This window comes from Caballeronia sp. LjRoot31 (genome assembly GCF_964253885.1).
Classification (GTDB): domain Bacteria; phylum Pseudomonadota; class Gammaproteobacteria; order Burkholderiales; family Burkholderiaceae; genus Caballeronia.
Genome location: NZ_CAXURX020000001.1, coordinates 2,186,447 through 2,206,931, shown reverse-complemented (window position 1 = coordinate 2,206,931; position 20,485 = coordinate 2,186,447). Strand labels below are relative to the sequence as shown.

The following is a 20,485-nucleotide window of genomic DNA, read 5'->3' as shown; positions in this document are numbered from 1 at the left end:
CCGCGATCCTGGCTTACAGCCAGAGCGGCATCCCCTCGATTGGCCCGCCTAGACCCACATAGACCCGCATAAGTGAATTCGGCTGCCCGCTTGGGGCGTGATCGATTGCGCAGGCGAGGTGGGCATCAGCGGTTCGCCAGGACCAGCACCCGAGACATGGGCGCATCTGCCGCGCGAGAGAACTCACCGCCACTTAAAAGTGCCTTGGCCGCTGCGCGTCATCGCGGGTTGATCTCGTCTATCGCGTGGACGGCAGGCCGGTGACGCCTCCAGGGAGGCCCGCGTTTCGTCATTGCCGCCATCCGAAATCGACATGCTGCGTTTGCGCTCGCAGCACGTCGTCCAATCTTCCAATAAAAAGGTTTTCCCCGTATGAAGTTCCGTCATTTCATCCTCACCTCTGCGTTGACGGTTTCGGCATGGCAGGTCGCGCAGGCCGCGGACGACTCGTCGTTTCCGCAGCCGGAGCAGCTTCCGGACGCAGCCACGCTGCCGAATATTCTCGTCACCGGCGACATGCAGCACCTGCCGCAATCGTTCGATCAACGCTATGCGTCGACGCAGGTCCTGACCCGCGCGGATCTCGACCGTTTGTCGCCGAGTGACCCGAGCATCACGCAAGCCCTCGCCACGTTGCCAGGCGTCACTATTTCACAAAACGGCGGCCCAGGATCTTCTGCTGCCGTCAGCATTCGTGGATCATCGGGAAGTCAGGTTGCGGTGTTCATAGATGGTATCCGCGTTGGTTCTGCGACTACGGGTCAAGCCGAGTGGGCCGACCTTCCGACCTCCGCCTTTGACCGTGTCGAAGTGATCTCAGGACCGGCGGCCGCTTCATTCGGTGCGGACGCGGTGGGCGGCGTCGTGCAACTCTTCACGAACCGCGCGGCCAATCAACCCAACCAGACTACGATTTCAACAGGCGGTGGTTCGAACAAAACGTTCGATACACAGATCCGCACTTCAGGCAGTATTTCGTCCACGGGTCCGCTCGCGGCACTGGCCGGACTGACCTATTCCTTGGGACTGCACGACTACAATACCGCGGGAATCGATGCGACCCAGCCCGGGGCTTACGGGCACGAGGATGGCCGCAACCCGTACCATGCTCAGGACGTGGATGCGCGTTTAGGCTATGCGCACGACAACTGGTCGATCTCCACATTCGCGCTCTATCACCGGTCCGATCTGTCCTACGACAATGCCGGCGGCGATAACCGGCAGCTTGATCATCAACTGACGACCGGCGTTGCGTTTCATCTGGACATCACGCCGTTCACGCAGTTTGACCAGTCTGTCGGCTACTCCACGGATCGACAGTTCCTCTATGCGAACAACCCGGCCATCCCGACCGATGAGATCGACTCGACGCGCTTAAGCACGTCGACCTCGCTGACCCATCAGGAGCGTGGTCAAACGCTCTTCAGTCTGCCACTGTCCGGTGAAACCAAGCTCGCCTACGACTTCACCCGCGAGCAAGCCTTCCTGCCGGTCGACATCCCCACGGGCGTGCCGACGCGCAACGATTCAGCCGTCTCGCTCCATCAATCAGTCACGCTCGGCGCGTTGACGGTGTTCCTGGCGGGACGCCACGAGATCATCCAGGGCCGGTCGATCAATACCGGCAATGTTGCTGTCGCTTATGCAATTACGCCGGTTTATACGGCACGCATTTCGTATGGCAACGCATTCCGCCTGCCGACTTTTAACGACCTGTACTACCCGGGTTACGCGAACCCTAATCTGCAGCCTGAGCGCAGCGATACGGTCGAGGCAGCGCTTGACGCGGCCTCTTCGTTCGGTACCTTCACGGCCGCTGTTTATGACACCCGCGTGCACGACCTCATCACTTACGACTCGGTGACCTTTCTGCCCGTGAATGTAGGCCGCGCGCACATTCAGGGCATCGACCTGTCGTACAAGGGCACGCTTGGTAAATCGACACCGGTCAGTCTCGCGGTCGGCATTTTGAATCCGCAGGATGTGACCGACCGGACGTGGCTCAACCGCCGTCCGCGTCAGACCGTCAGCCTGAACATCGATCACACATGGGACGAGTTTCACCTGCACGCGCTGAGCACGGGCATCTCCTTGCTTTACGGAGGATCGACCTACGACGACCAGTTCAACGCGACGTATCTGCCGTCGTACACAACCGTCGGGCTGCGTGCCGCGTACAAGGTCAATTCGCATCTCACCGTGTCCGCCAATCTGTCCAACCTCTTTAACCGGCAGTACGTCACCGCATACGGTTACAACACGTTGGGCCGGACGGCATTCGGCAAGCTCGCCTACACTTTCTAACCAAGAGAGCCGTTCAGCGGAAACTATTGCGTTAACCGAAGCACTCCCAAATTGCCGGCAATCTGTTGGAAGATGGCATTGAGTGTGGGGTTGTCCGGCGCGTGATAATAATTTCCCGGACTGGCGCAGCTTTGCATCGCCTGCTGCGAAACCGAGTTTGAGGCAGCACTGCCGAAGGTGATCGCGTACACGATCACGCCGCTCTGCTTGATCGCTGCGCAAACAGCCGACTGGAAGGTGTTGACGTCATCAGGCCAGCCTGCATTGTTGCCGCTCGACGGATCGGCAGGATTGTTTCCATGGAGTTCCGACGAGTCGGTCAGGCCATTGCTGAGGGTAGTGCCGTCTGCGCGCACTACGGTGGGGGCGGCGAGGCTCCGCGAGCCGACGCCTGACAGGCCGTTGAAATACAGGTCGTTGGGAATCGAGCCGGCCGCGCCGATCTGGTTCTCGCCATCGGTCAGGACAATCATGACGCGTTGCAGTCCTACGGTGGTCTCCGGTTTCGGAAAGCTTGAATCGGTCGAAATCCAGCCATTGCCGTTGGCGACGTTATTGGACCACGACGACGACAGCATGCGCCATCCCCACAGCAAGCCTTCCGGAATGATCGTTGAACCGCCCGCGGTCATGTTGCCAATCGCCTTGATCAGCGTCGGCTCGTCATTGGTGAGGAAGGTAACGGGTTGCGCAATGCAGTCACTATTTTGTGTCAGGGTCGACGTCCCATAACCGCTGCTGGACATCTGGTCATAATAGATTCCGAGGCCCGTGCCCTGTACATTCGATAAATAGCCGCTGCAGTAGTTGGGCTCGCCATTGCCATCCAGTGTGACAGGCACGCCGAGTACCGTCGAGGTGGTTGATCGGCCGCAAAACTGGTTGGTGTATGTGCGAATTTGCAGACCGGCAGCCGGTACGTTGTAGTAGTACGGCGTGAACTTCAGCGTGTCCGAAGGGGAATACGCATTCGGATACAGAAAGCCGTTCACGTCTCGCGGTTCGACCGCGCAACCACCCCATCCGGCAACTTTATTTTTTGCGCTCATTCCGACATTCGTCGTGTTGTAGGCGAACGATGGATTCATCCAGGTGCCCGCTGCGGGCAAAGCGCCACCAACATTGACCGTGCTCGCGAAGGGCACGAGACCGACGTAGTAGGTGGAGACCGATTGCGCATATAAATTTTGCACGAGAGTCGTCGTCGCCGCCTGGAGACCCGCCATCTTGCTCGGCCCGTTCCCTGACCCCGCTGCGGGATCGTTCATGGACCCGGTGTTATCCAGGACCATCACGAGTTCGAGCGTGCTTTGCGGGAGATACAGCGCGGTGTTGTTGGCAGTCAAGGGCGCCGTGGCCGGTAAAGTCGTGGTTCCGGAACCGGAACCGGAACCGGAACCCGAGCCATTGCCGGACGTCCCTGGCAAGACCACCGGGGCGATCAGTTTCAAGCTGCCTGTCGCCGACAATTGAATGGTCTCTCCCGAGGCCGGCGACCCGGTCACCGTGGCCACAAATCCGCTGTCTGGCATGGTGAGGGACATATAGCCGGCTGGCATGTTCGCGTTGTAGTAGGCGCGTGCGTCCTGCTGCCACTGTGCAACCGAGAGACTTGCGCCGTGCGCGAGGTCAATGCCAGCCGAAAGTGTCGCGACATCGAGCGCCGATTGCATGCGTGAGTGCGTCATGCCGCCGTCGATCGTATCGAGCGAAATGCACATGCACGCGATCATCATGCTGCCGCATAGTGCAAACACGACTGTGACCGCGCCCTGGTCCCCATGCAGCAGCGCGGCGGCACGACGCAGGTTCGGCTCTCGCGCGCGGGCTATCCGGTCATCACGATGTTTTTTAGCGGAGCGAGTCAGCATCATTCCGATACCAGTGTGAGCGGCTGAAGAGTACGCGGACGCACGTAGATACGTTCGTAGAGAGTCTGCGTGCCCGGAGCGCCGGGCCACAATCCGGCCGTCATCGCGAACGGATTGAACGTGTAGAAAACCTCTACCACGATGGCTGAGTCACCGTTGCGGAACGGCCAGGTCGCGGGAAGAATGTTGGCAGGCGTTACCCTCGTCGTCATGCCGCTGCCGTTCCATGGAGCACTTGCCTGCCACCAGATCTGCGGCACGCCTGCCACCATGGTCGGTGGGGGCATCGCCGGCCATACGCACGACGAGGTGGTTTCGCATACCGAAGTAATGATGACGCCGCCGCCCTGGTTCAAGCTGTTCGGGGCGCTTAGCAGCGCCGCTGCGTTCCAGATCGAACCAAGATCATTCGAGTCGGTTGTGGCGTTGGTGTTGATGAGCCGCGTTGTTTGTCCGAGCGAATCGGCCAGCGTGAAAGCCGTGTGTTCCAGCGCGCTTACCGTGCGCATGTACAGGTAGATCTCACTGAATCCCACCATCAGCAGCACCATGATCGGAATGACGATGACCAGTTCCACGGCCACGCTGCCGCGGTCCGAGCGAAGCAGCTTCCGAAGAGCTGCGAGGAACTCCGGATGTCTGCGCGACCGTACCGTGGCGAAGGCAGTTGTCATTTTTCGTTCTGCACAATGTAGTTGCGCTGGAAAGTCAGCAGTGGAATGCCAACCAGTTGGGGGATACCTGAGATGCCCGGCGTTGTCAGCGTGATGTTGTACGACACGACATCACCGAGCGAGCCGAGCCCGGCGGTGTAACTACTGCTGCCGACATCGTTGTACGTGCTGTAGTCGAGCTCGGTGATGGTGAGGGTCGTTTGGGGCATGCCGGTCCAGCCGCTCATGATGCTCGTCACGATCTGTTGCGCCTGGTTTGCCCGCGTGCCCGAGGCAGGGTTGGTCGTCGTCAGCCCCACGCGGGACGCCGACTGAGCGGCGATCTGAACGGTCGCGTCGATCATCATGTCGACCGCGAGCTCCACGGTACCAAGCACGAAGATGAACACGAATGGCGCGGCGATCGCGAACTCGATCGCGGACACGCCGCCGCTGTCGCGGTGGAGGGTGGCAAGGAAGCGCACGAATCCGCGCAGGTTCCCCGCTGTCATCGCACGCTCGACGCCTGGATCGAGGCCGTCGGCACGGCCGTAGCCACCGTGGCAGGACGGCCTGCCGTCTTCGCCAGAATGGCGCGCTGGATTTCATAGAAACGCAGGTTGTCCTGTACCGACGCCTTCGGCAGCGTCTTTCCAAGGATTTCGGCAGCGGCCTCGGAATTGCCGAGCAGCCCGTAAGCGAGAGCCAGATCCTGGCGCGCCTGCGGTGGCGCTTCCGGATAGCGCGTGACGTCGAGCAGCACGTTGGCGCCCTCGCGTGGATTGCCGCCGAGCACCAGCGACAAACCCAGGTTCACGCTCAGCAGCGGGTCGCCCGGATTGGCCTTTAGCGCCTCCCGCAGCACGGCTTGCGCGCCTGCGTGGTCCCCCTTCAGGTCGAGCGCCGCGCCTAAACCCGCCGACGCCATCGGGTCGCCCGGCATGCGGGAGAGCACGCCTTGATAGGTCGCGATCGCATCGTCGAAGCGGCGTTGATGGATCGCGACACGCGCAATGCCGATCAGCGGCGCCACCGCGGCCGGATCGAAACTGCTGGCGCGCTGATAGTAGACGCCCGCGCGGGTGAAGTCACCGACAGCGTAGAGCGTATCGCCAAGGCCGGTCAGGCCCGGCACGGACTTCGGGTCGGCTTTCACGACCTTGTCGAAGAGCGAAGTCGCCAGGTCAATGTTGCCCGAGTCGAGGGCGGTGGCCGCGATGCGCAGCTCGCCCATCGTGCCCGGCGACGAATTACGTGTCACCGGCCGCGCTTCGGTCACGTGCTCGGTCGTCGTGCAGGCGGCGCCCGTGAGCAGTAGTGAAGCGCCCAGTGTCGTGAGGCACAGGCTTCGCAACATACGGACAACTGACGATAGGGCGGCAGCCGGCGTCGTTTCAACAGAAGAAAGCAGGGCGGACGAGTTCATTTTTTGTTGATCACTTCGAGAAGCTGAATGACGGCCGGCCCCGCTGCGATCACAACGACCGCCGGAAGAATGAAGAGCATCATCGGAAGCACCATTTTGGGCGCCAGCTTGGCCGCTTTTTCTTCAAGGGAAACGATGTGCGTCAATCGTTCCGTGCGCGACAAGATACGCAGCGCCTGGGTGATCGGGGTTCCATAGCGCATTGATTGCGTCAGCGTCGAGATCAGCGCGCGGATCGAGGGCAGGTCGATGCGCTCGGCGAGGCCGTGCAGCGCGCGGGTACTGTCGCCGGAAAGCTTCAACTCGTCGGCGGTCAGTGAGAATTCGTCGGACAGCGGCGGGCAGATCGTCGCGAGTTCATCGGCGACGCGCCGGATGCTGACGGCAAGGCTGTTGCCGGCATTCGTGCAGATCACGAGCAGGTCGAGTGCATCGGGCAGGGAGCCGGCCATCTCTTTGCGCCGGCGTGATGCCCGAAATGCGATCGCATATTCGGGGAGCATCATGCCGATCACGAAGGCACCCATCATGGCCGCGCCGCGTCCGACCGGAAACGAGCCGATCAATGGAATATGCTGACCGAGCATGACCGTCGGCGCGGCGCACAGCAGGCCAAAGCAAAACTTGACGGCAAGAAGAACCGACACCGCATAGTGGCTGCGATAGCCGCTGCGGACCATTTCCTGACGAAGTTTTGCACGGTATTTTGCGTCGAAGAGCGGCAGTTTGTCACCGAATGCGGCGAGCCGGCGCAACAGGCGGCGGCGAAAGGTCTTTTCTTGTCCGTCGTCTTCGAAATCAGCCGGGACTGTCTGATGACTGAGCGCGGCTTCGCGCACCCGCTCGGCAATGCGCCCGCGTTTGCCACCGTGTTTGGTCGCCCACCAGATCGCGAGCCCGACGAAAAGCGCCAGCAGCATCAGCAGGTTGATCAGCGTCTCGACGTTGGATGGACTCATCGCGAGGTATCCAGTTTCGCCAGCTTGTTGATCAGCGCTACGCCGAATACGACCGAGATCGCAGCGTAGGTCAGCAGTTTGTGACCCGCCTCCCGTTCGAATAACACCATCATGTAGGGGCGATTCATGAAGTACAGGCACAGCATGATGCAGACCGGGATGGCCGCGAGGATCTTGGTCGTGATGCGGGCTTCGGCGGTCAGCGCCTTGGTCTTTTGACGAACCTCTCGCCGGGTCCTGACAATGCCGGACAAGTTTTCCAGTGTCTCGCCGAGCTGGCCGCCGGTTTCCCGCTGCAGCAGCAAACAGACGCAAAAGAACGAGAAGTCGGCAATTTCGATACGCCGCATTGCTACTGCCAGTACTTCTTCGAGATCACGCCCGACCTGCAGCGAATCGCTCATCTGCTTGAACTCGTGTTTCAGCGGCTCGGGACAGTCGTCGGCTGCCGATCCGATCACGTGCGTGACCGGCACGCCCGCGCGAACCGCGCGCACGATCGTATCGAGCAGGTCCGGAAAACCATTGAGGAAGCGCTTGCGAAAGCGTTCGACCAAAAAATTGTAAGCACGCATAGCCCCGAACACAGGCAGCCCCAGGATCAGGAGCGGTTTCGCGAAACCGGGCAGCGGCATGAAGTGCGTCATGAGAAGCGCAATCAATTCGCCGGCAACCGTTATTGCAACAACGACGTGGATGCCATTGGTACCGGCGACAGTGCGTAGCCGCGAAAGCTTGGGCCGAAGCCAGCCGCTAAATACGTTGTCGGTTTTATCGACCGTGAACAGGTCCGAATTGACGTTGACCGTGCTGTTCTCGCGCGTCATGTGAACCAAAAATGATTCACGCATGCGCGTCTTGATTCTCGCGTCTGGCTGCTTGTGCCGCATGTCCATGACCACGAGCGCCATCACGCCGCAGAGAATCACGCCGATGAACGAGCACACCGTGAAGACGTCGATCGGGCTCATGTCCTCATGGCCTCCAGCAAAGACTCCTCCAACCCGTAGTAGGCTGCGCGCGCCGAAAAAGCGGGCCTGACGGACGCACATTCGTACACGCCCTTGACCTCTTCGCTGTAGGCGGTCGCGTCGTAGTGAAACGTGAACAGGTCTTGCGTGATGATCACGTCGCCTTCCATGCCGACCAGCTCGGTGATGCGCGTAACGCGCCGCATGCCGTCGCGCATCCGCTCGATCTGCACGATCAGGTGCACGGCACTCGCGATCTGCCGGCGAATCGACATCAGCGGCAGGTTGCCGTTGGCCATCATGACCATGCTTTCCAGCCGCGTGATACCGTCTCGCGGCGTGTTCGCGTGGATCGTGGTCATCGAGCCGTCGTGGCCGGTGTTCATGGCCTGCAGCACGTCGAATGCTTCGGCGCCGCGTGTTTCACCGAGGATGATCCGGTCCGGGCGCATCCGCAGCGCATTGCGCACGAGGTCGCGCTGGGCGACGGCGCCCAGCCCTTCGGCATTCTCCGGCCGCGTCTCCAGGCTGACCACGTGCGGCTGCACGAGCTGCAGTTCGGCCGCATCTTCAATCGTGATGGTGCGCTCGCCCAGTCCGATGAAATGCGACAACGCGTTGAGCAGGGTGGTCTTGCCGGAACCCGTACCGCCGGACACGATGATATTGAGGCGGCACGTGCTCGCGAGTTTGAGCACGTTCGCCATGGCCATCGACATGTTGCCCTGCTGCGCCATGCGGTAAAGCGTGATATTGCGCTTCGAGAATTTACGAATGGAGATGGTCGCGCCGTGAATGGCGAGCGGGGGTAACACGACGTTGACCCGGCTGCCGTCGGCGAGCCGTGCATCGACCATTGGACTGCTTTCGTCGACACGGCGTCCCACGCCCGCGGCAATCCGCTGCGCGACGTTGACGACGTGGGCGTTGTCGCGGAACTTGTACGCGGTCAATTCGAGCCGGCCGCTGCGCTCCACATAAACCTGGTCCGGGCCATTGACGAGCACGTCGGTGACAGTTTCATCGGCAAGCAGCGGTTCAATGGGGCCGAGTCCGAACATGTCGTTGAGCAACTCACCGACAATCTGCCCCTGCTCGGACATGGTGATATTCAGGCGTTCCCGTTCGGCAATGCTGAGCACAAGCTGTTCGACGCCAGGCTTCATCTGCTCGCGTGTCTTGCCGATCACCGCTGATGCGTTCATGGAGTCGAACACACCGTTGCGGATGACTTTGAACAGATCCGAGCGAACCAGCGCTTCGTTACCTTCGACCATCGGGGCATAGGTGGCGGCCGGCGCATCCGGGACGGGTGCGCCGACTTTCTCGAACGCCGCGAGCGCCGCCTCTCCAGCAGTGGGAACGGATTCGGTCTGGGTTCGCGCGACCTGTTTTTGCCCGAACATCAAGCTTTCCTCAGTTTGAACTTGTGCAGCAGTGTGCGTTCAACTGCCGCGTGCTGTCCGGTCAGATCATTGGCGATCCGGGTGATCGACTGGTTGAAACCGGTCGAGGCTTTTTCCTTCGGCGCCTCGCCGAGGTTTTCTGCGATCGACAAGGACTTCGCTTCGAACTGCACTTCGTGCAGCACATTGCGACCGACTGCCGTGGTGAAATCGGCCGTCTCAACCTTGCCCGCGCTCACCGCGTTAGGGCTGTTCAACAGCAGCGACGTTGCCGGGTTGTTATTGCGGTCCTCGATGTAGCGCAGCAGGCGGATGGTCTGCCGCGTGGAGAATACGGTGCGATCGGTGACGAGATACACACGCGATGCGTTGTCGAAGGCTTCTACCGCGAGTGGATCAACCGGGTTGCCGATATCGAGCAGTACATAATGAAAGCTGTCGCACAGTAGTTGCACCACGCGTTTCAGTGCTCCTGCCTGATAGGACTGTGCAGCGTCGAAGTCGAGCTCGGCGGACAGCACAAAAAGCCGGCTGCCCTTCGCAACGAGCGTGCGTTCGACATACTGTGGATCGAGCCGGTGCACGTTCTGAAGGACATCGTTCAGGCCATTGTTGCTCGTGATGCCGAGCATGCTGTTCGCGGCGCTGCCGTTCACGTTGAGGTCGATATAGGCCACCCGCCTATGGGTTTCATCGGCAAGATGGCGCGCGAGATTCAACGCGAGGGTCGTGACACCCACGCCTCCGCGCGTCCCGGCGAATACGATTGTCTTGCCGATCCGTGCAGTCGCAATCGGGCTGATTTTGCCCTCTCCGACATTGATGGTTCTCTTGAGCAGTTCGATGGTCAGCGGCTTCACGAGATAGTCGCGCACGCCGATTTTCAACAGGCTGCGGAAGAGTCCGACGTCGTTACGTTCGCCGAGCGCGACGACCTGGACCGACGGCTCGCATACCTCCGAGAGGCGGGCGAGGTCGGACAGCGGCATGGCGGAGTTATGCAGGTCGACCAGCAGAAAGAGCGGCGAGCGCTCAAGTTTTGCGATATACGCGATGGCGTCATCAATCCCGCCGATCACGACATGCACATGGGGCATTGCCTGTTCGAGCACAAACGTCTTCAGGACCCGTTCCGTCGCGCGGTCGGAGACGAAGGCGATGAAGTCGGCGATCCGCACGCCGGCGCCGGCTTTCGTCAAGTTGAACCCTGTGGTGCTCATGGCGTGTCTTCAATGAAGGTTGAACGCATCATTTGGAATCGCGCGACGTGGTCGTGTCGAGCGGGATCACATGGCCTGTTTCGTAACGGTGCACGGCGCTCGCTGCGACGGCGGCATCGGCGGGCGCGAGCTTCCCCGGCGCCACGAGGTCTTTCGGATTGGCAACCTGGGCAGCGAGGTTGGTGTACGTCGCGCAACCCCACTGCATGGAGGGACGGTGCCAACCTGCATCGGTCAACACCGAGCCGCGAGCAAGCTCGGTGCAGTCTGGCGACACCGCATTTTTGCCGTCGAAACCGATAACTGACTGGTCAGGCATATCGCGCGGCGGCTTGAAGCAGCCGCTGACGCAAGCGGTGGTCGCACAGACAAGAAGGAGGGTGAGGATTTTTGTGGAGTTCATGGCATCCGGCTCAATAAACGTATCCGGCCGCGCCGACGAGACGTGGCTCTTCAGCCTGCGAGGACGCGTTGGCTGCCCGGTGTTGCTGGAAGCTGTATTCCACGTCATTGCTGGGCGATACGAGCGATTCGAGCGGTGTACGCAGCTTGCCGGGGTCGGTTGGCTCGACCAGATAAGGCGTCACCATGATCACCAGTTCGGTCTTGTTGTTCTGGTAATTGGTCGACGAGAACAGCTTGCCCAGGATCGGAATGGAACCCATGCCCGGAACCTGCGAAATGATGTCGGTCGTATTGCTTTGAAGCAGGCCACCGATCGCGAAGCTTTGGCCGCTCGCGAGTTCGACGGTCGTATCGGCGCGGCGCACACTCAGGCCCGGGACCGTGATGCCGCCGGTTGTCACGCTCACCGTCGAGTCGATCTGGCTGACTTCCGGACGGACCTTGAGACTGATACGGCCTTCGCTCAACACAGTCGGGGTGAAGTCGAGCTTGACCCCGAACTGCTTGAACTCGACGGAAATCGCGCCGTTGACTTGCGACACGGGAATGGGGAACTCGCCGCCTGCGAGGAAGCTTGCCGTCTGCCCTGACAGCGCCACGAGACTTGGCTCGGCGAGCACAGTCACCAGACCTTCCTGGTTCAACGCGTCGACCAGGGCCTGAATGTCCGTGCTGCCGGTCTTGAATTGACCGAACAGCGAATAGGCATTGTTGCTCGGCAGATTGACCGGATAAGTGACCTGGCCGTTGGCGCCGGTTAGCGGCTGCGCCAGGTTGTAGATGGGGCGACCGCTATAGATGCCACCGAAGAAATTCCCGGCTGCATTACCGAGCGCCTGCCAGTTGATCCCGAGTTGCTGCGTGACATTCCGGTCGACCTCGGTGATGCGCACGCGCAATTGCACTTGCTGCGGCCGGTCGATCGTCATGCGATTGACCAGCACTTCCTTGTCGGCCAGATACGGCGTAAGTGACTGCACTACGGCGTCGGCATCGGCGGCGTTAGCGGCTTGTCCTGACACTTGCAATGATCCATTGCCCGCGCTCAATTGCAGATTCATCGATGGAAACCGCGCGGTTACCATGCTGTGCAGCGCGTCCATGTCGCGCCCGACCACGATCGAGCGCTGCAGCAGCGTCTTGTTGTTCGCGCCCAGCACATAGAGGGTCGTAGTGCCGGCCTTCTTGCCCAGCACGAAAACCGCCCTCGGTGAAGGGACATGAACATCGGCGACCGCCGGGTCCGCCACGAACACTGAAGTCGCGTCTTCGTTGAGACGCACGAGCGTGCCCTTGCCAGCGGCGACATCGAGTGAACCCTGGGAAACGGCCGGCGCGTCAGTGGCCGGATTGGCCGAGTTGGCCGCCAGCCGCGGCTGGGCAGCGTATGCCGGCGTGGCGAGAATCAAAGCCGCCGAGCACAAGGCACATACCGAAAGCCTTGTCGTGTTGGCATGCAAACTGAACGGCAGTGTCATGACTTCCTGTCCTGGCGAATGGCTGCGACGTCGAACGGCTTGCATGGGATCACCGCGGCATGGCGACGGTTGGTAGCGGCGGCACCGCATCACCACCGGCCTGGGCGACGCTAGATGTCGAGTCGGCCTTTTCGGAACCTCTATAGACGGTCACTGATTTCGGCGTGGCCGGCGAGGCCATCCCGCCTGCCTTGAGCGCAACCGGATGCGCTCTGGGCAGGTCACGCAACGCGCGGGAAATGTCGCCAGCCCAGACGGGCGCGCGCGGCGCATCGCCGTCTGCGGAGGCAGCAGCGGTTCCCGATGCGAGTGCATACGGGTCGCGCGACACGGTGGCAAAGCTACGCAATGCGAGCGACAAGCTGCCGAGCCGGGCGGCCACCGCCACGACCTCGCCCATGTGCGGCGTCACTTCGAGCGTTACGGTACGAACGCGCTCGTTGTGGTCCGTCGAGTCGCCACTTTTCGGACGGTTGATATCGGAGCCGGACGCCAGCACGCGAACATGTTCGACGACGGTTTCACTCGATACCGCCAGATCGGGCGAATCGGTCTTGCGGTCCATCTGCTGGGTGAGCAGCAGGTCCACGTAGTCGCCCGGTTGAATCAGTCCGGCGTTGCCGGAGACATCGTCGACGGCAACCGATACCGCGCGCATCTCGGGTTTGAGCGTGGCGGCCAGGAAGCCGGGTGCGTTTGGGAGAATGACGTCATCGGCGACGATGACCGTACCGCTGGTCACCGGATGGCGCAGCAGGGCGCCTTTTAGTTCGACCGCACCGGGGGCGCCGGATACGATAGCGCCTGGCGGCAATGTCTTGACGGGAACGTCCATCCATTTGATGTCTTCATCTCGCAGGAGCAAGCCTTGCGGAAGATCGGCGGCGCTCACGCGGACTTTTTCCTGGTTGATGACTGCCGTGGAGGGGCGTGTCGCACTCGCGACGACTACTCGTACGACCAATGCAACCAGGATGGCGCCTACGATAAGGATTGCGAATTTAATGATATTAGACATAAGGATGCCATCCTATCGCGCCAAAATCAAAGGCAGTAAGGCGGGCAGCATGATGACTGAACCGCCCCCGAGTGCGAGCGCTACACCGTAGGGCACGCCGCGCGCTCCTGAAAACATTGCCAACGCCCGCATGGGGAGTGAATGCTGGTCCAGATCCATGTGTCGTGTTGCAAGACTGACCAGCGATACGAGCGTTCCGATCACGGAAATCAGCGTAAGAGCCGGCAGCCAGAGACTCGGGCCGGCCCACAGAAAAATGATTGATGCGAGCTTTGCATCGCCCCCGCCGAGCATTTTTGCAGCGAACAATGCGGCGCAGATGACCAGCACGCCGAATGCCAGAAGCAGATGCGCAAGAACGTCGCCGAGAGACATGCGAACGATCAGTGCGTTTAGAAAAAACAGGCCGCCGATTGCAAGAACCGCTGGGGTCGGCAGGCGCCGGACCCGCACGTCGACAATAGCCAGCCATAGCAGCGCGCAAAGTACTACGAAGCGAATTGCCAGGGGCAGGAATTGCACAATGTCGTTCCGAGAACGGTGAATGAAGTGTAGGTTCGAACTTGGGTCCGAACCTACAGGAGCGATGTTTAGCCGCCCTTGGCCTGATTTGTCGCGATCGAGTTGAACATGGTGGTGAACATGGTCGACACGCTGCTGCTGAACGTCGTGGCTACCGCGCCAAGCGCTACTGCTACGATGCCTGCCAGAACCGCATATTCCATGGCGCTGACACCGCGTTCATCGCGAACGAACCAGCTGATAAATTTGCGCATTTTTAGATTCCCCTAACGTGATGGTTGGCGTCGGACCATCGGGTAAGTGAAAGCCCTGAAGACCGACAGATCTATCGTACCCAGCAGCCCCGATTTTCTAAGGAGCAGACACAAGACATATCTCGCCTCAGTTCGCACTTTAGGATCCGGGAGCGGGTGAATCACTTAACGACTGCGCGTAGAAAAACTTTAGGAATGGAAACAAATAAGTTCGCGTGGTAAGAAATTCCGCTTACTTTGCACCACCTCGGGAAGATTAGAAGTTAGGTTTCCAAAGGTTTACATATCGATTTTTTTATTGGGAATCTGGTTTTTACTGGGGGGTCACTAGCGCATGCGCTCTTGGTAAAACCCCTTGGTGCAACCGGTTCTTTAATGACACCCAGTCGGGCGAAAGGGGCGAAAGCCTAAGTGATCCTGATTGATTACAACCAGCTAACATTTGCGACCGAATCGCGCAAAATCAGACCGAAGGGCGGGGTGACGGGAAACCGATTTTGGGGTCGTCGTCGCTGAGCGATCTCGGCAATTGACACGAATGAAATTTGCACCGATCACCGAGGTGATCGCGACCTGACATTGGTTCAAATGATGAGAGAGATTCTGGCGGCGTTTAAAAGAGGTGCAGGGTAGTCAGTCGGCTAGTGATGGCATCGACGTCATCGATAACCACGAGTAATTTGCAGGCCGGCGTGCGTTCCTCAAACCACCGATGATCGCTGCCATCGATCTGGATCAGCTCGCCCAGGCACGAACGCCGGTTCCTCGGCTGGTGGATCTTGGGCGGGCGCTGCTTGCGCGGAATCCACAGGCCCGCGTCAGTCATCAGGTGCCGCACGGTTTCGGCCGCGAGCGTCAGCCCGTGAGATTCTCTGAGCTTCTCGCACGCGAACGTCGGCCCAAAATCGGCATAGCGCTCGCGAATGATCGCCAAGGCATGATCTGCCAGTCCGGCGGGCAATTGGTGATTGCTGCAGCGCTCGCGCTTGCGTGAAATCAAACCCGCGGCGCCTTCGCTTCGATATCGGTTCGTCAGCCGTTCCACCTGACGCCGGCTGATGCCCAATCGCTCAGCGGCACGCCAAGGCATCAGCAGTCCATCGGCGACCATTTGGATCGCCTTCAGTCGCTCAAGCTCACGCATGCTCATGGTGATCATCCCAGTGCGGTCCATGATCGACTCCCAGCGACGGCGGAGCCCCAGCATGGGCCTGATCGAGCCTTCGGTGCGACATTTCTACTTGGCTCAAGTACGACATTACTATTTGGGGCCTACAATGAAATGTCGAGGCCAGATTCAGATGTCGGGGGGCGGGCTAATTAGAAATGTCGGGTTTTGGGTTGGTTTGAGGTTGGTTTCAGCCTTCTAAATCTCTCTTGAAAGGGTCATTTCCCCACCGCGGCTACCCGCCTTTCGGCCGTTCTCAAGATGATGCCGTTCAGGTCCGCTTGCGTGAGCGCGCGCTGCTTGCGCGTGTTGTTGGCCCGCATCTTCGGCTTCGCCGGCTCGCCCTGATTAGTCCTCGACGGCGAACCCGAGATGCGCCGGTTGTCCCGCTCCAGCTGCACCTGCCGCGCCACCTCCAGCACGTGTCCCAGCCGCTTGTTATCCACCACCACCCCTTGGTCAATATCGGACAAGCGATCGTACTGGCGATAGGTCAGGGCGGCACCATTGGCCCGGATCTCGATGCGCCCATCGGGGTATTCGACCACGTCCAGGTAGTGGTGAATCAGGCCGCGGTTGGCCGGCGTATCGTCCAGCAAATACATCACCCGGTCATACTGGACGGTCAACGTCGCCGACACGCAGCGCGAGACCCGACAGGTCAGAATCAGATCAAGATTCTCATCCGCCCTGAGCGGCCGGTGCGCGTTGTACGCACTCCTCGGTGCCTTGCCAAAGCGGCCATTGAAGTCGGCAATGAAGTGGGGCGCATAAGCGTTCGCCGCTTCCTTCGTGTCGATCTTGCGCAGTCGCAACTCCTTCACCAAGCGGTCCTGCAAGGTCAGGTTGGCGCGCTCCACGCGCCCCTTGGCCTGGCTGCTGTTGGCACATAACGTATCCACGTTCAACTCGTACAAGGCCCGTCCGTATTGGGTTACACCCTTGCCGGGCGTGCTCGCCGGGTGGTTGCAGTGGAACACGCTCGCGCGGTCGCTGTAGAGTGCGACCGGTTTGCCATACGCTTCGATGTACTGGCGCGTCGCTTCGAAATAACTGAAGGTCGACTCGGTCGCGGTGAAGTGCAGCGTCATCAGCCGACTGGTCGCGTCGTCAATAAACACCAGCAGCGTGCAGGCCGGCGCGCGTTCCTCAAACCACCGATGATCGCTGCCATCGATCTGGATCAGTTCGCCCAGGCACGAACGCCGGTTCCTCGGCTGGTGGATCTTGGGCGGGCGCTGCTTGCGCGGAATCCACAGGCCCGCGTCAGTCATCAGGTGCCGCACGGTTTCCTTTGAAAGCGTCAGACCGTGAGATTCACGCAGCTTCTCGCAGGCCAGTGTCGGGCCGAAATCGGCGTAGCGGTCTCGGATCAAAATTAGCGCCCGGTAAGCCGTGGCTTCATCGAGCTTTCGATTACCAGGACGTCCTCGGGCAGCCGATCCAACGCCGCCCGGCCCGGTCTGTTTATACCGAAGCACCAGCCGCTCGATCTGACGCACCGTCAGGTGCAAACGCTCGGCGGCCAGGCCCGGTTTGAGCATCCGGTCCATCACAGCTTGAATCACTTTGAGTCGGTCGAGTTCGCGCATGTTCAACGTCACCAGGTCGGTTGGCTGCATGGCGAGCTCCCATCGTTGGATCGGAAGCTCCCAGCATCGCACCAGCACCAAAACACGACATTCCTATCTTGCTCAAACACGACATTAGGATATTGCTGCTACAATGAAAATGTTGATAATTTATGTTATGTCAACTTGAAAATTGCTATCCACGAACTGCTTCCGAATGCCGTCGCTCAACAACTTCCCGCCTCGGCCCCTGATAAACCGCGCCATTGACGATATCTTCGCAGAGGCGATCTCGGAAGCGGATTCGCTCTATGCCAAGACATCGCTTGGGTCTATATAGTACGAAAAAATCCACCGCTTGAAGCTACTGAATCCACTCAAGGCATTCAAGCCGACGCACCCACCCCGCGACTCAAGCAGCGAGCCTTCCCGAGGAACCATCCATGTTCTTGCCACAGGAAATCGTCCGTAAAAAACGCGACGGACAAACACTCTCGAAGGAAGACATCGTCAGTTTCGTTCGTGGCATCGTTGAAGGCAGCGTAACCGAGGGACAAGTCGCCGCCTTCGCGATGGCCGTGTATTTCAACGACATGAGTGTCGACGAACGCGTGGCGCTCACGCTCGCGCAGCGCGACTCGGGCCAGGTGTTGCAATGGGGTTCGTTCGACCTGCCGGGTCCGGTTCTCGACAAGCATTCGACGGGTGGCGTCGGCGACCTGACATCGTTGCTGCTCGGTCCGATGGTCGCGGCCTGCGGCGGATTCGTGCCGATGATCTCCGGCCGTGGCCTCGGCCACACCGGCGGCACACTCGACAAACTCGCCTCAATCCCCGGCTACAACATCGCGCCCGACACCGGCACATTCCAGCGCGTCGTGCGTGACATCGGTGTTGCGATCATCGGGCAAACAGCGCAACTGGCGCCTGCAGACCAGCGAATCTACGCCATCCGCGATATCACCGCGACGGTGGAATCGGTCGCGATGATCACCGCGTCGATCCTCTCGAAGAAACTCGCGGCGGGCCTCGAAGGACTGACGATGGACATCAAGGTGGGTTCGGGTGCGTTCATGCCGACCTACGAGAAGTCGGTTGAACTGGCGAGAAGTATCGTCGATGTGGGTAACGGTGCAGGATTGAAGACTACCGCAGTGCTGACCGACATGAACCAGCCGTTGGCGCGCTGCGCGGGCAACGCGCTGGAGATCCAGTGCGCCATCGACTACCTGACGGGGCGCGTCCGATCGGTACGGCTACATGAAGTCACCCTCGCGTTGGCGGCACAGATGCTCGTGCTCGGCGGTCTCGCCCCTAACCTCGCTCAAGCTCAAGTACAACTGAATGCGGTCCTCGACTCAGGCGCCGCAGCCGAACGTTTCGCGCGGATGGTCAGCGCACTCGGTGGTCCCGGCGATCTGCTCGAAGTGCCCGAACGTTATCTGGGCCATGCGCCGGTTGTCTTGCCGGTTGCCGCGCCGCATGCGGGTTTCGTTGCGCGCATCGATTGCCGGGCACTCGGTCTGGCGGTCGTCGGCCTGGGCGGCGGCCGGCGCCGGCCCGAGGACAAGATCGACTGTCAGGTTGGTTTGACGGCGCTCGTCGAACTTGGGCAAGGTGTCGAGGCAGGCCAGTCCCTCGCCGTTGTGCACGCCCGCGACCTGCAGTCCGCGCAAAACGCAGCGAGTGAAATTCAAGCCGCGTATGCGTTCGCGACGAGCGGCTTGCCGGTGCCCCCGAGCGTGTACAGCCTCGTAGATTGACATGCCCAAAACAATCGTCAACTGCCCTCGTTCGCGACACTCAAGACGCGATAAACCGCGCGATCACGAACGAGTTCAAATGTCTGCACGCCTTTAAAGCATGCTGAGCGCGGTGGCGAGCACGGCCTGCTTGAACTTCGCCGGATCGTTCGGAAGCGGGGAAAAAATCGACAGGAGATGACTGTACGAAACCGTCTTGCCTACTCCATTAGTTAGCATAGCGAACAGTACCTCCGGGTCATTGGGCGCCAGTTCGCCTGAACCGATCGCGTCGGCGAGCAGCGGGACAAACACGTCGTGGTAAGGACGCAGAAGGCGTTCTATCAGTACATCCAGCCGCTCGCCCTGCTCGGTTGCGACTGTCGCGAAAAACGTCCCGATATCCGGCTCGCTAAACACCTTGTCGATAAAAATACCCAGCGCCCGCTCTACTCTCTGACGATTCGTCAGATCGGCGGTACGCAGCTTTCCCGTTGCATCGATCATGGGTGCGGTGTGCTGCGCGATCTGCTCGACCACCGCGATCCACAATGCCTCTTTCGAGCCAAAGTGATGCGAAATGAGCGCCGGATCCACCCCCGAGTCCCGCGCGATTTCCCGCACGCTGGTCGACTCGAACCCGCGCTTGGCGAACGCCCGCCGCGCGCTTTTGAGCAGCGCGTCGGAGCCGGCTATCTGGCTGCAGGTGGGCCGGCCGCGCGAACGTTTCTCCTTGGCGGCTTGCGCCGGGCGTGCGGTTGAAGCTGTCATGGTTCGATCCGGATTCCAATGCTGTAAGGCGAGCCCGAAGTTTAACCGACGCAAAGTGCCCCACCCCGCATCGGTCCGCGCGGCGTTTGACATCGACCGCCGGAATGCCCTAATATCGCATTAATTCATCACTCGTTGAATATTCTTTCGCAGCGGACGCTTCGCGCAACTGAGTCCCGCCATGCTTTACGGACTGCGTCAGCAGGCTTTGGCAAAACGAGCCTGCCGTGACGGCCGAATGCATCGATGGCTTGTGCGACCGCCAATCCGCGTGACGTGATGGTCTCGTCGTGACGCCGGGGAAACCGGCTGCCCGGAATTTCTTGTAAAGGAAAGGTGAGATGCTCGAGAAACACACCAGTGCATGGTCCCGGACCGTAGCGTTACTCGATAACGCACGCGCCCAGCAAGTCGCTGACGAAGCAACACGAATTTCCCGGCGGCGTCCGGCAAAAACCATCTGGACCGATCACGCAGCGTTGATGGTCAGCGTGATCGAACTCCCCACTCCACGCACTGCCACGGTTTCATGGTGCGACCCCCTCTCGGGCTATTACGGGCATCAGACGTGGCGGGTAGCATTGGCCAAACAAGGCGGCGAGTGCGTGCTGAGCGGCAAGTCCATCAAGCGCGGTGACTTTATCTATCGGCCGGCGACTAGCCAGCCGCCGCCCGGCAATGCAGGCGCGATGATCATCGCGTCCGAGCTGGTGCCTTGCGCCACGCCGAGTCAATCGTAGTCAGGG

The 20,485-nt window shown here is 60.4% G+C and carries 18 protein-coding genes and 1 pseudogene; 3 read left to right on the top strand and 16 right to left on the bottom strand.

Annotated features, from left to right (window positions below; all coding sequences use genetic code 11):
* The first annotated feature begins 372 nt into the window (after nucleotides 1–372).
* On the top strand, nucleotides 373–2,304 hold the full coding sequence (locus ACSQ8V_RS09755; protein WP_436205587.1) for a TonB-dependent receptor domain-containing protein: 1,932 nt from the start codon (nucleotides 373–375) through the stop codon (nucleotides 2,302–2,304).
* 23 nt (nucleotides 2,305–2,327) lie between these two features.
* On the opposite strand, the gene ACSQ8V_RS09750 is transcribed toward ACSQ8V_RS09755, so the two are convergent.
* The 15 genes and pseudogenes from ACSQ8V_RS09750 to ACSQ8V_RS09680 form a co-directional block, all read right to left on the bottom strand.
* Entirely contained in the window at nucleotides 2,328–4,178 is a 1,851-nt protein-coding gene (locus tag ACSQ8V_RS09750; protein ID WP_436205586.1) for a VWA domain-containing protein, read from the bottom strand.
* Nucleotides 4,175–4,849, bottom strand: a complete 675-nt coding sequence (locus ACSQ8V_RS09745; RefSeq protein WP_436205585.1) for a TadE/TadG family type IV pilus assembly protein — start codon at nucleotides 4,847–4,849, stop codon at nucleotides 4,175–4,177. Before ACSQ8V_RS09745 ends, ACSQ8V_RS09750 begins: the two co-directional genes overlap by 4 nt.
* Nucleotides 4,846–5,340: a TadE/TadG family type IV pilus assembly protein gene (locus ACSQ8V_RS09740; RefSeq protein ID WP_436205584.1), complete on the bottom strand. Its 495-nt coding sequence runs from the start codon at nucleotides 5,338–5,340 to the stop codon at nucleotides 4,846–4,848. The genes ACSQ8V_RS09745 and ACSQ8V_RS09740 overlap by 4 nt, the downstream gene beginning before the upstream one ends.
* Complete coding sequence (locus ACSQ8V_RS09735) at nucleotides 5,337–6,254, bottom strand: tetratricopeptide repeat protein (RefSeq protein ID WP_436205583.1); 918 nt, start codon at nucleotides 6,252–6,254, stop codon at nucleotides 5,337–5,339. The genes ACSQ8V_RS09740 and ACSQ8V_RS09735 overlap by 4 nt, the downstream gene beginning before the upstream one ends.
* On the bottom strand, nucleotides 6,251–7,213 hold the full coding sequence (locus ACSQ8V_RS09730) for a type II secretion system F family protein (RefSeq protein WP_436206629.1): 963 nt from the start codon (nucleotides 7,211–7,213) through the stop codon (nucleotides 6,251–6,253). Before ACSQ8V_RS09730 ends, ACSQ8V_RS09735 begins: the two co-directional genes overlap by 4 nt.
* Nucleotides 7,210–8,184, bottom strand: a complete 975-nt coding sequence (locus tag ACSQ8V_RS09725; RefSeq protein WP_436205582.1) for a type II secretion system F family protein — start codon at nucleotides 8,182–8,184, stop codon at nucleotides 7,210–7,212. Before ACSQ8V_RS09725 ends, ACSQ8V_RS09730 begins: the two co-directional genes overlap by 4 nt.
* Nucleotides 8,181–9,593, bottom strand: coding sequence for a CpaF family protein (locus ACSQ8V_RS09720; RefSeq protein WP_436205581.1), 1,413 nt, complete (start codon nucleotides 9,591–9,593; stop codon nucleotides 8,181–8,183). The genes ACSQ8V_RS09725 and ACSQ8V_RS09720 overlap by 4 nt, the downstream gene beginning before the upstream one ends.
* Complete coding sequence (locus ACSQ8V_RS09715) at nucleotides 9,590–10,810, bottom strand: AAA family ATPase (protein ID WP_436205580.1); 1,221 nt, start codon at nucleotides 10,808–10,810, stop codon at nucleotides 9,590–9,592. Before ACSQ8V_RS09715 ends, ACSQ8V_RS09720 begins: the two co-directional genes overlap by 4 nt.
* 28 nt (nucleotides 10,811–10,838) lie before the next feature.
* On the bottom strand, nucleotides 10,839–11,213 hold the full coding sequence (locus ACSQ8V_RS09710; RefSeq protein ID WP_436205579.1) for a CpaD family pilus assembly lipoprotein: 375 nt from the start codon (nucleotides 11,211–11,213) through the stop codon (nucleotides 10,839–10,841).
* 10 nt (nucleotides 11,214–11,223) lie between these two features.
* The gene (locus ACSQ8V_RS09705) at nucleotides 11,224–12,693 is read right to left on the bottom strand and encodes a type II and III secretion system protein family protein (RefSeq protein WP_436205578.1); all 1,470 of its coding nucleotides are present in this window, start codon (nucleotides 12,691–12,693) and stop codon (nucleotides 11,224–11,226) included.
* Nucleotides 12,694–12,742: 49 nt separating this feature from the next.
* Entirely contained in the window at nucleotides 12,743–13,711 is a 969-nt protein-coding gene (gene cpaB, locus ACSQ8V_RS09700; RefSeq protein WP_436205577.1) for a Flp pilus assembly protein CpaB, read from the bottom strand.
* Nucleotides 13,712–13,723: 12 nt separating this feature from the next.
* On the bottom strand, nucleotides 13,724–14,233 hold the full coding sequence (locus ACSQ8V_RS09695; RefSeq protein WP_436205576.1) for an A24 family peptidase: 510 nt from the start codon (nucleotides 14,231–14,233) through the stop codon (nucleotides 13,724–13,726).
* 68 nt (nucleotides 14,234–14,301) lie between these two features.
* Nucleotides 14,302–14,487, bottom strand: a complete 186-nt coding sequence (locus ACSQ8V_RS09690; protein WP_436205575.1) for a Flp family type IVb pilin — start codon at nucleotides 14,485–14,487, stop codon at nucleotides 14,302–14,304.
* Between the two features lie 622 nt (nucleotides 14,488–15,109).
* A pseudogene (locus ACSQ8V_RS09685) lies at nucleotides 15,110–15,661 on the bottom strand (helix-turn-helix domain-containing protein); the annotation flags it as partial.
* A gap of 212 nt (nucleotides 15,662–15,873) precedes the next feature.
* Nucleotides 15,874–17,277, bottom strand: a complete 1,404-nt coding sequence (locus tag ACSQ8V_RS09680; RefSeq protein ID WP_436205574.1) for an ISNCY family transposase — start codon at nucleotides 17,275–17,277, stop codon at nucleotides 15,874–15,876.
* A 392-nt stretch (nucleotides 17,278–17,669) separates the two neighbouring features.
* Between ACSQ8V_RS09680 and deoA the strand changes: the two genes are divergently transcribed.
* Complete coding sequence (gene deoA / locus ACSQ8V_RS09675; RefSeq protein WP_436205573.1) at nucleotides 17,670–18,989, top strand: thymidine phosphorylase; 1,320 nt, start codon at nucleotides 17,670–17,672, stop codon at nucleotides 18,987–18,989.
* A gap of 93 nt (nucleotides 18,990–19,082) precedes the next feature.
* Here the strand turns inward: deoA and ACSQ8V_RS09670 are convergent, their stop codons facing one another.
* The gene (locus ACSQ8V_RS09670; protein WP_436205572.1) at nucleotides 19,083–19,739 is read right to left on the bottom strand and encodes a TetR/AcrR family transcriptional regulator; all 657 of its coding nucleotides are present in this window, start codon (nucleotides 19,737–19,739) and stop codon (nucleotides 19,083–19,085) included.
* Nucleotides 19,740–20,080: 341 nt separating this feature from the next.
* On the opposite strand from ACSQ8V_RS09670, the gene ACSQ8V_RS09665 reads away from it, so the two are divergent.
* Nucleotides 20,081–20,479, top strand: coding sequence for a DUF3331 domain-containing protein (locus ACSQ8V_RS09665; RefSeq protein ID WP_213768303.1), 399 nt, complete (start codon nucleotides 20,081–20,083; stop codon nucleotides 20,477–20,479).
* Nucleotides 20,480–20,485: the final 6 nt, after the last annotated feature.